Here is a 12,243-nt window from a genome sequence, read left to right on the forward strand (position 1 = left end):
TATATCACATTGGATCAATTAAGCTACAAGATTTTGCGTTTTTTTTGAAAAAGATGTGAATAACTAGAGACGATTCATTGAAATCTAGGTATGAGCCTAGTAAATGGATTCTATCTTCCGTTTCATCAGCAAAAACAAACAGCCCCTTTTTAAAAAGTGGCAGGGATAATTTATATACTATTGATATCTACGAGTAAATGCAATATTAAAACTAGGCTAACTTTTTCTCATTCTCCAAAGACAATCGCAGCAGGGAATCTAATTTTAATTGATCTCGGACGTGTCCTCTCATCTCAATGTTTTCTTTAGCATAGCGATAGGAGAGCTCATCACCGGTCAAAAGCATCTGTAAGCGTTGGACATCCCCTTTTACAACAACCTCCGCCTTATGCCCCTTATTCCACTCCGTTACGATTATTTCTCCATTAGCAAAGACTAAACAGCTATCAAGTGTTCCATCTTCTAATTTAAAACCAATATGGCGATTCCAATCCTTCATCAAACTTTGTAGGTATCTTTTTCGTTCCAAGCGTTTTTGCACTTCAAACAATATTGCTCTTAATTGAGAAGCCATTGTCATCCCTCCGCTCACATCACGATCCATTCACTACCTACATATTCGTAAATTTGTGAGTCGAAACCTTTGGCGAGGAATTGGAGCCTTTGTCGTTCGCTGTCTACCGCAGACAGTTTTTATCGTCATATTTCTACGTTCTTTATCACGGAATAAATATCACGAAAAAATTTGGTAAGATCATTTGTTGAATATGCGGAAACTGATTTAACTTTTTAAAAAAATATTAAAAATTGATTGAAATTTTCCGAAAAATAATGCATAATAGGTAATAATTAGTAGATAGGTAAATTACCTACTACTCACCCATTAGTACCCCCTTTTTCATTATAAACTCCTTTCTTGTCTGCCTTTTCCAATTGAAGGCAGACCTTTTTTTTGTAGAAGTTTATCAAATGTACACAAAGAAAAAAGACGCCTACTTAGGCGTCATCCGTTTCATCCTCTTCATCCTTGTCCAAACGTATCTCCAAGTGGTGACCGTCTGGCGTTTCAAAATAAAGATTATAACTTCCTGGGCGTTCAATCGGCCCACGGTAACATATATTTTCCGCTTCCAACTTATCAACAAGATAGTCTAATTCATCACGTGTTGCCACTGCAAAAGCAATGTGATCCACGTGACCGGAATTTATATTTAGCTCTTTGGTAGTTGGATGTAGACCAATTCGTGTATAAGGCCCAATGTTGAAATAAACTGGCTCATCTTCTCCCGATTGATCAAGAGAAATCGGTACTTCTAAAATCTCTTGAAAAAACTGAGCTACGCCCATCACATTGCGACAGCTAAGAGCAATATGATGAACACCTTGAAGTTGAAGCATCGAATACAATCCTCCTAAACGGCTGACCTCCATCAACTGTTCACTGGTTAGCCCCTATTAAAAGGCTTTTTTTGTCTTTCGCTCATTGGCGTGATGTTGTCGTAACCGATGGCTTAAATTTGTTAATCTGTTTGTTAAAGCTTCTCGCCATTCCAAATCGTTCATTTGTTTGGCTATACCTAGCAAATCAAGGGCGATGTCAATTTGTCGTTTCAGACTCTCATCATAAGAACCTTGATCTGTCATTGAACAGTTCTCAAACAGCTCGGACAGCTTATCCAAATCTACAAACTCTGCGAAATCCACTTCTGCAGCGTGATCTCCCTGAGCATATTCAACAAGAATTTCATACTCACCTTCAACGGTCGGATGAACTCTCGTACGATTACAAACCGGACAATACATGATTGGTACATTGTGCACCAGAATTTCCACGTGACGAAGTGTTCCAAAAGAGCCAATCATCCCTGCTCCACAGCAAAAACCCATAAGCTCTCCCTTCCATGTACATGTGGTCGAACTCTTATTTGTTTTTATCTGAACAGACACACAAGTACAAAATCGTTATTGTCCCTTGATTGTATCTTACAAGCTTCCGATATGCTAGGTTTAAAATGCTACCAGTTTCACCAATGATAATTCTACCAATCCCGTATTTGATTATAGCCGTTTCTGATGATTTTTCAATGAAATCCTGATATTCATCTTCACTCTTCTTATTGTTCATATATAGGTAAACAGACCTGAATCGTTGTACCTACGCCAACCTTGCTCGTTACATGAAGTGTGCCCTGATGTAATTTTACAATTTCTAAACACAGCGATAATCCGATGCCGCTACCTGATTGCTTATGCTTACCTTTATAAAATTTATCTGTAATTCTAGGCAATTCCTCTTCCGATATTCCGGCTCCCTGATCTATGACTTCTATAATAATTACCTGATCTTCTCGATAGCTACGAATTGTGATAGTAGTGTGCTCCTCACTAAACTTCATTGAATTATGAAGCAGATTTATGACCACTTGTTTTAAGCGATTCTCGTCTCCTAATACACACAAGGGTTCATCTGGAGTTTCTGTCACCAAGTTAATCTCCTTTTGGAAGGCACGAGCAGAAAACTGCTGCTGGACATCCATTAAGAGCTGATTCACCTCTAGCTCTGTCTTATGAATCTCCATTCCTCCTGCCTGCAAGCGGGAAAAGTCTAGCAATTGTTCTACTAATCCAGTGAGTCGATCCGTTTCCTTCACAATGATCTGCATGGCTAGGCGTGTCTCTTCCTTATCTTCCATGTCACCTGTCAGAACCACCTCAGACCAGCCTTTAATAGAGGTCAAGGGAGTTCGCAATTCATGGGAGACAGAAGAAATAAAGTCGTTCTTGATCTCCTCAGCCTTCTCTAATTCGCTCGCCATATAGTTAAAGGTTTCGGCCAACGTTCCAATCTCATCATCTGCTGCCTGCCTAGCCCGTTGACTAAAATCACCTTTTGCCATTGACTTAGCCGCACCCGTAAGCTCAACAATAGGGCTTATAATTCGCTTAGATAAAATCAAATTTAAGACTAGAGATAAAAGAACGAGACCAGCGCCAATGCTCCACACAAGCAGTGTAATCTGGTTCACAACCTTGTCGATCTCTTCAACAGAGGTCACATAACGCAGGACTCCTGCTGTTGAATTATAAAAGGTGAGTGGCTTAGATACTGCAAGAATATGTTCCCCTGTATCTTCACTTTTTCCCACCCAAATCCCTGTGTCACCTTTTAATGCATCCTGTACATCCTGTGTAAGTACACTTTTGCGTTTAGTGAAACCGTTAAAGTCTAAAATCACATTACCATCTAAATCAATGACCTCTACATGTGCGAGATCATCCTGTGACGTATGCTCGAAAATATATTTTGCTTTACTTTGCAGATTATAATATTGAATGTATTTGTTATAAAAGTTCGTAGACACATTTATACGGCTAAGTAGCGCCTGTTCTGCACCACCATAATAAAAACTACGGACTCCTATAACAAACGAGCTTCCTAGTACTAGAATTACCATTAATACGACAAAGGTAAAATTCATGACTAGACGTTTTTTTATTCCATACATATTTTACGTTCCTTCTTTCCACTGATAACCAAATCCCCAGACTGTCTCCAAATATTTCGGTTTGGAGGGGTCATCCTCGATTTTCTGGCGGATGCGTCTAACGTTCACATCTACTACCTTTAAATCCCCAATGTAATGTTTTCCCCAAACTTCATTTAGGATGTCATCGCGACTGACTGCACGATCCTTTTGTTCCATTAATAAGTGGATAATTGCAAATTCCTTGGGCGTGCAATCTATTTCTTGCCCATTTTTGATCATTTTTCGATCCGTCAATCGCAGGGTAAATGGGCCAGAAGTAATCAATTCACCTGGTTTTACAGTGGAAGGTATCGTTTCTACCCGTCGTTTTAGCGAATTCATTCGGGCAATCAGTTCGGCGGCACTAAAGGGCTTTGTAATGTAATCGTCTGCTCCTAAATTTAATCCTTCGATCTTATTTACTTCTTGAGCTTTAGCAGTAAGCATAATAATCCCCAATTGCGGGTACATTTTCCGTAATTCCTGGCAAACCTCCAGACCACTGATGCCCGGAAGCATTACATCTAATACAGCTATAGCGATATCTGGCTCCTTCTTAGCAATTTCCAACGCCTTTTCGCCTGTCTGTGCCTCTAATACTTCAAACCCATTTCGTTTAAATTGAATGCGGACAAATCCTCGGATGGATTCCTCATCTTCTAGCAATAGTACTTTCATCTCTCCCCTTGCTCCTTTCTGCCTTGTACCTAGATGCCCTGCTATTCACCTATATTTTTCGAAATATCTCTTGGATCTGCTGCAAATTAAATAGCATTTTTCGATAAGCAGGTTGTTCCTTTGCTGGAACACTGCTCATATTAGTCGGGAATCGAGCAATAAAGATGTTTTCACCATTTTCATCTATAACGCTATACTCTTTTCTTTGTTGTTTTAACTCCTTCTCTTTACTCGCCCACTCTGTTTTTTTAATCGGATCAATGGTAAACAACTCGGCTGATAGCTTTCCCTGAGAATCTAGGTATAAAAAGGTGATCGCCCCTGCTTCCTTTGTAGTGACCAGCCTGATCGTATAATGTCCGAACCAGTAGTTTGGTATATTTATTTGAAATCCATTGCTATCGTCATCATAGGATTCTTTTACTTTGATCAGGCTTTTTTGACCGTTCCATTGGTACCACTCTGTAATCCAAGGCGTATCAACCATGGACAAATCTTCTGCTCCCACCGGCTGTACTAAAGTCGAGATTTCGATAATTCCGTCATTATTAATATCCTTACTAAAAGTAGAATAAGGCTTATACATTACGTTATCATAATTCGACAGGTCTACCTGTGTTAGCTTTCCCTTGTTACTGACCAAAAGTGCCGTTTGCCCTGAATGGGCACCGATACCCGAATCTAAAAATATCCCATTTTGCTCTTTAGATGCCTTGCCTAATAAAATATTTTCATATCCATTAATCGACCAATCTAATCCCAATTGCTGAATCATTTTCATTTTCGAAGTCGCTTTGTCATACTGGTACACTTCCGCAGGAGCTTTCATTTTGTCATGATCCAGCTTGAACACATAGGCCTTTGATACCCCTGTCTTGTCTAAATCCCCTACGATAGCTTCCTTGCAGGATGTTTTTAAAATTTGAATCATTTGTCCATCTGTCCACTTGTATCCGCCAAACTCTTTGTCTACACCCTCACTTGCCATCCAGTTAACGAAAATCTCTTTTTCCTTATCTCCTGAAACATCCTCAAAGGCCACATAGTCGACATCCTGACCCGTCTCCTCGATCTGTCCAACCTTTTGCCAGCTATTCTCGGTTTTTTGCATCACAATAAATCCCACGTTATATTCACCTTGCTTATAAAAAGCTACAACTTCATTACTTCCATCGCCATTTAAGTCTTTTTCGATAATGGCTCCATTTTCATCAGAATTATTGCGTGGAATCATAAGCGAGCTTCCTTGCGGCAAATTAGCTAGTACTGCCTTTTTTACTTCTTCTTGATTTTTATTTAAGGTGGGAGCCTTCAATAATTCATTCGGGGAAGCAACAGGTGTACACCCTGCCAATAAGCCTACCAACAGTACACCAGCACTCCACTGTTTCAAATTCATAATCATATGGTAGAAAACCTCCAACTAAACTACATACCTTTCCTTCATTATAAAAGAGTATCACTCTGTAATGTTTGCAAAAAGGTTACGAAAACAAAAAAAGATCGGTTTCTGATAACCGATCTTTTTGTTCATAACGTTAGTGAGCGCTATTGATTATTCTTTTACCATTGCCTCGTATTTATCCGCATCCATAAGCTTATCCAACTCGCTGGAATCAGACAACTCAACCACGATCATCCAAGCTTTGTCATAGGAAGATGTGTTTACCAATTCAGGCTCCTCTTCTAGAGCAGCGTTAATTTCTAATACTTTACCAGTAACTGGAGCATATAGTTCAGATACGGTTTTAACAGATTCTACACTACCGAATGGTTCATCACGTTGGATGGTAGAGCCTACTTCTGGCAATTCAACAAATACGATGTCACCTAGTTCGGACTGAGCGAAAGAAGTAATACCGATATAAGCCTTGTTGCCTTCTACACGTACCCATTCATGCTCTTCGCTGTAACGTAACTCTTTTGGAAATTCCATCTAACTTCCTCCTTTTTTCGTAGAACACTCGGATGTTTATCCAAGACTTCTGGTGACGGCAAAGCCGACATTGCTCCTCTTCTTTTGAAGTGGATGAGCAACGGGGGTCTTCTTAGAGTTTCCCCTCTACATAATTGGACATGTAAGGACCCTAATCCTCTTCAATACCCAAAATTCGATGCAAACGTTTTTTGACCATATTTAAGCCCTTTTCGCCTGCTTGGAAATGACGAAGTGCCATTGTCTCATCAAACAGATAGTAGGCAGGAACATATTCGTTTTGGAACGCATCAGTTGTTGTCATTTCGTTATCAATCGCTACTGGATGAGTAAGCTCATATTGAGCGATGGTTTCTTTAATTTTCGCAATATCTGTATCAGCTTCGGAACGCGGCATATGAATACCAATAACTTTTAAGCCCTGATCTGCATATTTTTCACGCCACTCGTTAATTTGTGGTAGAGATTCTTTGCACATATAACAACTAACGGACCAGAAATGTACAAGAACTGCTCTTTCGCCCTGCAAATCAGCCTTAGAAACTTGACCGTTTACCCATTCTGTGATGCCTGGAAAGTCTGGAAGTTCTTCACGTAAACGCATGGTTCATGCCTCCTTTAATATAGAAAAGGGCCTAACACTGTAAAGTTAGACCCTTTTGTTTGTGTACACGATACCCAATCTAAATCAGGAATTATCCTTTTAGATGAGCTTGGCCTGGACGCCAGTTAGCTGCGCAAAGTCCGCCGGATTGTAGAGCTTGAAGAACACGTAGAGTTTCATCGTTAGAACGTCCTACGTTCATATCAGTTACTACTTGGTATTTAACAACGCCTTCTGGATCGATGATAAATAGACCACGGTAAGCTGCACCGGATTCTTCATCCAACACGCCGAAAGAACGAGCAACTGTTTTGTTGAAGTCAGCAGCAAGTGGGTAGTTCAAACCGCCAAGACCATTTTGGTCGCGTGGAGTGTTGATCCAAGCTTTGTGAGAGTGTACAGAGTCAACAGATACACCTAGTACCTCTGCATCCAAATCTTTGAAATCTTCATATGCATCGCTCAAAGCGATAATTTCAGTTGGACATACAAAAGTGAAATCTAGTGGATAGAAGAACAATACCAACCATTTACCTTTATAGTCAGAAAGAGAAACACGACCGAATTCTTTTCCGTCACCGGATACTGTTTCCATAGAAAAATCAGGAGCTTGAAGACCAATAATACGTTGTGCCATATATATTACCTCCTTAAGGAATAGTAAATGTTATTTACAAGAGTTATGATATCAAAACCAATAGATTATAGTCAATATTAATTTGTAATAATTTTTATTAAACAGTGGTTTTTGTTTGACAATGATCCTCAATCTCTATGTATGCTGCCCGATTGTCATGAAAATCGGTATCTGACTCTTCCCTTTTTGACTAGAAGATTGGGTTATTTGCCCCACATTTCTTCTAAGGTTTGTTCTTTAAAACCGAGTGTTGTCTTTGCCCCATTTGTGATAAGAGGTCGCTTAATTAGCTTACCATTGGATGCGAGTAGCTCTAGCATTTCATCCTCTGGCATTGTTGGCAGCTTCTCCTTCAGGTTCAGCTCACGATAGAATTGACCGCTAGTATTAAAAAATTTGCGAATATCCAACCCGCTATTTTGCCAGATTTGATGCAATTCCTCTTTCGATGGCGGAGTATCAACAATTGGGATTTCTGTATATGTAACCTCATTGGTATCCAGCCATTGTTTAGCTTTGCGACATGTGCCGCACTTTGCGTAACTATACAAACGAATATTTTGTGCGTTTGTCAAAAATCCTCACCTCTTCTATTACATCTTGAAATAATACTTGTAAGGCTCCTAAATCCTCTAAACTATAGCCTTCATTCTTTCAATTACATCTTTACCCTTAGAGACATTTTTAGCATGGTTTTCTGATCCAATGATTTGTCTCTTAGTTAAGAAATTTGTTGATCTAATGTTTAGATTTTATGCTTCAGCCCCAGTAATATTTCTGTACTTCCTTCATCATCAAATAAATCCATATTCATTACAACCTGAACCTGCTTCTTTTTTAGCTGTTCTCTTTCCTTATTCAGCTTCTCTAATTCTCTTTATACGATCTAACCTCAATTTCGTTGTCAATAACATATTTTCCTTCTTTCATTTTTGTAAATTCTTCGAGTAAATCATCATATATAGTTTTTTCAAGTTTCTCAGCATTTATTCCATTTTGAGTACACTTTCTATCACCATCGTTTTGAGTAGATGAGCATCTATAGTATCGAAACGTATATCTTTTCCCTCGCCATACCTCCACATTTTGCACAGAAGGATATTCCGGTTAGTGGATATTTGTCCTATTACTAACAGTCTGTTGTTTATTGCGTTTTTTCATTATTTCACTTAATCGGTTACCCATTGATGTATGTTTATCCTGTTTCATCATCTTTAGGTGAAAATATTCTTTTATCCATTGCCTGCAACACTTAGTTTATGTAGTCTAGTTTCCATTATGTCTATATGTTAAGAAAAAATTCAGTTGATACACTATAAAGTGCACGATATGAAAACTTGTAATCTTTTCTTCATAAAAGGAATACCTTCTAAAAGATAATCAATATGAATATTATACCATTTTTTATCCTTTTAATATAAAGTACCAGACCAGTTCTTACTCAACCACAAATCAAGTCAACAGAAAGAATTTATCAGCAATTAATTTTAAATTATTCTTCGATGCTTTCTTAAAACAATGATTTTGTACTATATAAACATATCAAAAACGCCCAAATTTGAGTTCGGACGCTTTTTTACATAATGACTATTATCGGGACCCACATAAAGCCCTTTTGCTTAGTTGCTTTTTCTTAAACTCTTAGTTAGTTTTGCTATTTGAAGGCAAGCAGCGATTGTTAGTAAAGATACAGCTAAAGGTTTAATTGCCGTTTGATCATTTAAAAACATGTATACATCAAACCCAATTAAGAAAACAAGAAACAGTACCTCTACGTATATATTTTTTGGGGTGTCGGTTTTTTTTCTGAAAAACATGATGCCTACTAGTAGCACAAACAACAGGATACCTACTGTGTTAACGATATTGAAAAATGAAACAATGCCCATTGTATCACCCTCTTTTTTATCCTTTTAATATAAAGTACCAAACCAGTTCTTACTCAACCACAAATCAAGTCAACAGAAAGAATTTATCAACATTATTTTAAATTATTCTTCGATGCTTCTTAAAATTCATGATTTTGTACTATATAAACATAGCATTTTTTCATTTTAATTCCTCACTTTACATTATATTCTATATAATAAGGTATCTACTTTCTTAGATGTTAATTAGGAGGGGTATTTGTGAACAAATGAAAGTGGGCGATTAGTATATTGCTTTTAATACCCTTAGTTATGGGAGCTTTGTTCTATCATTTCTTTTATGCAATGTATAATCTTCCAGAAGGGAAATTACTTCATACAGTAGCATCATCTGATAAAAAGTACAGCGTAAATGCCTACATAGTTGAAGGTGGAGCCACAGTACCCGATTCGATCCGGGCTGAAGTCGTTACAAATAGTTCTGGGGAAAAAAACAATATCTACTGGGATTCTAAAATGGATACTGTTTCAATCAATTGGGTGGATAACAAAACAGTCATAATCAATGGACATGAACTAGATGTAACAAAGGATGTTTATGATTGGAGGAGATAAAGGAGGTTTCATTTTCAACTAAAGGAAATGAAACCTCCTTTAAATAAACATGTTGTAAATCTCCCTAAATTGGTCATAAATAGCAAAATAACGGCAATAATAATTATTCCCCCTACTGGGTTTCGTAAAGTTTTCCGTGCAGCCTAGGGATGATTTGGCTATGTACATGGGAATTTCGTGTACCCTTGCATATTTAATAATTGTATTGTATAGCGACAGTCTAACCTCATTGCTTGCAGTCTTATTAGCAAGACAAAATACATGCTCTAATAGTACATATGTTTCTTCTTTAGAATTCTCAAGGAATTTCTTTGCCATCTTAGTCATCAAAGAAGGGCTTGAGACCTCAATGCACAACTGTAATATATCATCCAAGACTTCGACTCGATGTTCTATTTCAACATAGCGTTCAATTATCTCTTCATAAGGGATACTGGTTATATTCTTATTTTAGGAAAAAAATAATACCGACATCGCGCCTGAGGAATTCTAGTTTTACTACTATATAATTTCATATGAGGACTCCAAATAGGAACAGTCTAGTGGATAGCTTGACTAAAACATAAATTACTTTTTATACATCAAAAAACGCCTGAATTTAATATTCAGACGTTCCTGGATTGCTAATTTAGTTTGCAATTAAACGATATAATGTCTTTTAGAGCAAATATCAGCTAAAACTTAATCTAGGTCAATTATATCGTTAATGAGATAATGATCCTTATTTTTAACAAGATTGAATTGTACCTTTATTGCACTTTTCCGCGTCTCCTTAAAGTTAAAGGAGTCGTATCCAAAACCTTCAAACAAAACACTTGTATTTGTTGCATTTTTCTTTTGGATATTTACTTTTAGCCCTTCTAGAATGCCTTGCAAGCTTGAAGAGAATCCTTCTGTCTCGATGCATTCATAAGTACCATTTTCTCTCTTCTTAAAATAAAAGGAAAAGATTTCTTCTGCTTTAGAAGAGGTATAGTATTTTTTTAATGTTGAAATGATTACTTCCTTCGAGTTGCCATCAATGAATCGTTTTGATCTTGTAAGTGATAAAAAATCACCCGTCCATGATTGCAACTTATCAAACCAAATTAATTTAGGAATGTCACCCTTGCTAGTCAGGATTTTATCAGTCAGCACATCAGGAGCAGAGTTTTCTAAAAGAGATGCTATGAAAGTTATATTTTCTTTTGTTAGCTTATCATTTTTTTGGGCGACAACACTGGCGTTTGCTGCTTCAGCTTTGGTTGGATTCCAAGCTGAATTTGAAGTGATAGCTAGGATGGAAATCAGCAAGAAAAGGTAAACTTTTTTCATTACCAAACTCTCCATTCTTATTCATTTTTTTATTTAAAAAGCACAATCCCCCCTTATTATAAAATTGAGATAAGTTATTGTAAATTTATTCCAAATGCATACTTTTTTATTATAAAACCCACGCTTCATTAAGAGCATGGGTTTTAGTCACTCATTAAAGACTTATTCATTGAACACTGTCGGCTTCTTTTGTCTTTAACGTTACCACATCAATTTTTTGATTATCCCAATAAGTTAAAAACTCTAGAATCTCATCTTCGAACGAGTATATATAATTTTCACACTTAGTTGATTCATAGCAATCCTTTAGTTCCATTTTATAACCTGTACCAAATGTCTGGAAAACCTCTTCTTTTGTTTTTGGTAATTTTTCTCCATCAAGATACTCCATATAAGAAGTGCTTTTAATTACCTTATCATTTTGTAGAATCAAGGTATTTGAAAGACCCTTTTTACTTCGGTATGCTAATAACTTTATATCCCCCTTTTTGTCTTCTGATTCTGGCTTTCCATATAGCTCCACGACCTTATCATAAGAGTCTCCTAATGAAATTCCATTATATTGGAATTTGTGTTCTTGTTGAGAAGTTACCTTCTCCTGTCCACAACCAGAAAGAAAAATACATGCTGCCAACAAATAAAACAGATTCTTCAAGTTGAAATTCCTCCTTATTTGATGGTAGCTATAAGTTAAAACCTAATATCTGCCATCATCTTCAAATTTATCATAATATACCTTTACCTTTTTCATATAATAATCCCAATCCCAATATTTCCCTGGGTCAGTATGCGTTTGATTTGGATATTCGCTGTGCCCTTTAATATGCTTTCTATTCACAGGAATATCATAGGTATAAGCTAACATTGCCGCAAGTTTCGCAGATTCTCTATACATTTTATTTGTAAACCATTTTGGTTCATCAACATCCCCTTCATGCTCAATACCAATTGTGTAAGGATTTGCACTTCTCGCATGAATAATTGCAATGATTCTTTTATCATTCTTAACTTGATTCTAACTTTATTGTATATTTTTGTAAATAAAAACAAAAAATAATAGATTG

General features: G+C 37.0%; 16 protein-coding genes. 1 reads left to right on the forward strand and 15 read right to left on the reverse strand.

Features of this window, described 5'->3' with window-relative positions; translation table 11 throughout:
• Positions 1-211: 211 nt before the first annotated feature.
• The 12 genes from GOP56_RS13360 to GOP56_RS13415 form a co-directional block, all read right to left on the reverse strand.
• Positions 212-574 (reverse strand): SCP2 sterol-binding domain-containing protein, encoded by a 363-nt coding sequence (locus GOP56_RS13360; protein ID WP_242401329.1) that lies wholly within the window; start codon positions 572-574, stop codon positions 212-214.
• Positions 575-996: 422 nt separating this feature from the next.
• The gene (locus GOP56_RS13365; RefSeq protein ID WP_003334561.1) at positions 997-1,398 is read right to left on the reverse strand and encodes a VOC family protein; all 402 of its coding nucleotides are present in this window, start codon (positions 1,396-1,398) and stop codon (positions 997-999) included.
• 57 nt (positions 1,399-1,455) lie between these two features.
• Positions 1,456-1,887 carry a hypothetical protein gene (locus GOP56_RS13370; protein WP_003334560.1) on the reverse strand — a complete coding sequence of 144 codons (432 nt, stop codon included), beginning with the start codon at positions 1,885-1,887 and terminating at the stop codon, positions 1,456-1,458.
• Between the two features lie 227 nt (positions 1,888-2,114).
• Positions 2,115-3,506, reverse strand: coding sequence for a HAMP domain-containing sensor histidine kinase (locus tag GOP56_RS13375; protein WP_163245821.1), 1,392 nt, complete (start codon positions 3,504-3,506; stop codon positions 2,115-2,117).
• A 3-nt stretch (positions 3,507-3,509) separates the two neighbouring features.
• The gene (locus GOP56_RS13380) at positions 3,510-4,205 is read right to left on the reverse strand and encodes a response regulator transcription factor (RefSeq protein ID WP_003340952.1); all 696 of its coding nucleotides are present in this window, start codon (positions 4,203-4,205) and stop codon (positions 3,510-3,512) included.
• Between the two features lie 49 nt (positions 4,206-4,254).
• A complete protein-coding gene (locus GOP56_RS13385; RefSeq protein WP_163245822.1) occupies positions 4,255-5,610 on the reverse strand; it encodes a hypothetical protein in 1,356 nt (451 codons plus the stop codon).
• A gap of 150 nt (positions 5,611-5,760) precedes the next feature.
• Complete coding sequence (gcvH, locus tag GOP56_RS13390) at positions 5,761-6,141, reverse strand: glycine cleavage system protein GcvH (protein WP_003334555.1); 381 nt, start codon at positions 6,139-6,141, stop codon at positions 5,761-5,763.
• Positions 6,142-6,292: 151 nt separating this feature from the next.
• On the reverse strand, positions 6,293-6,745 hold the full coding sequence (locus tag GOP56_RS13395; protein ID WP_003334554.1) for a redoxin domain-containing protein: 453 nt from the start codon (positions 6,743-6,745) through the stop codon (positions 6,293-6,295).
• 91 nt (positions 6,746-6,836) lie between these two features.
• Positions 6,837-7,382 (reverse strand): peroxiredoxin, encoded by a 546-nt coding sequence (locus GOP56_RS13400; protein WP_003334553.1) that lies wholly within the window; start codon positions 7,380-7,382, stop codon positions 6,837-6,839.
• Between the two features lie 203 nt (positions 7,383-7,585).
• The gene (locus tag GOP56_RS13405; protein ID WP_163245823.1) at positions 7,586-7,957 is read right to left on the reverse strand and encodes an arsenate reductase family protein; all 372 of its coding nucleotides are present in this window, start codon (positions 7,955-7,957) and stop codon (positions 7,586-7,588) included.
• Positions 7,958-8,249: 292 nt separating this feature from the next.
• Positions 8,250-8,474, reverse strand: coding sequence for a recombinase zinc ribbon domain-containing protein (locus GOP56_RS13410; protein ID WP_163245824.1), 225 nt, complete (start codon positions 8,472-8,474; stop codon positions 8,250-8,252).
• Between the two features lie 527 nt (positions 8,475-9,001).
• Positions 9,002-9,271 carry a DUF2569 family protein gene (locus tag GOP56_RS13415; protein WP_163245825.1) on the reverse strand — a complete coding sequence of 90 codons (270 nt, stop codon included), beginning with the start codon at positions 9,269-9,271 and terminating at the stop codon, positions 9,002-9,004.
• A gap of 270 nt (positions 9,272-9,541) precedes the next feature.
• Here GOP56_RS13415 and GOP56_RS13420 point away from each other — a divergent pair, with 270 nt between their 5' ends.
• On the forward strand, positions 9,542-9,865 hold the full coding sequence (locus GOP56_RS13420) for a DUF5412 family protein (RefSeq protein WP_254068422.1): 324 nt from the start codon (positions 9,542-9,544) through the stop codon (positions 9,863-9,865).
• Between the two features lie 681 nt (positions 9,866-10,546).
• Here the strand turns inward: GOP56_RS13420 and GOP56_RS13425 are convergent.
• The 3 genes from GOP56_RS13425 to GOP56_RS13435 all read right to left on the reverse strand — a co-directional run bounded on the left by GOP56_RS13425 (position 10,547) and on the right by GOP56_RS13435 (position 12,170).
• Positions 10,547-11,179, reverse strand: coding sequence for a hypothetical protein (locus GOP56_RS13425; protein ID WP_163245826.1), 633 nt, complete (start codon positions 11,177-11,179; stop codon positions 10,547-10,549).
• A gap of 166 nt (positions 11,180-11,345) precedes the next feature.
• Positions 11,346-11,834, reverse strand: a complete 489-nt coding sequence (locus GOP56_RS13430; protein ID WP_003334545.1) for a hypothetical protein — start codon at positions 11,832-11,834, stop codon at positions 11,346-11,348.
• Between the two features lie 42 nt (positions 11,835-11,876).
• Entirely contained in the window at positions 11,877-12,170 is a 294-nt protein-coding gene (locus GOP56_RS13435; RefSeq protein WP_371807994.1) for an N-acetylmuramoyl-L-alanine amidase, read from the reverse strand.
• Between the last annotated feature and the right edge of the window lie 73 nt (positions 12,171-12,243).

The sequence above is a fragment of the Brevibacillus sp. 7WMA2 genome, assembly GCF_010748895.1.
In the GTDB taxonomy this organism is placed as follows: Bacteria; Bacillota; Bacilli; order Brevibacillales; family Brevibacillaceae; genus Brevibacillus_B; species Brevibacillus_B halotolerans.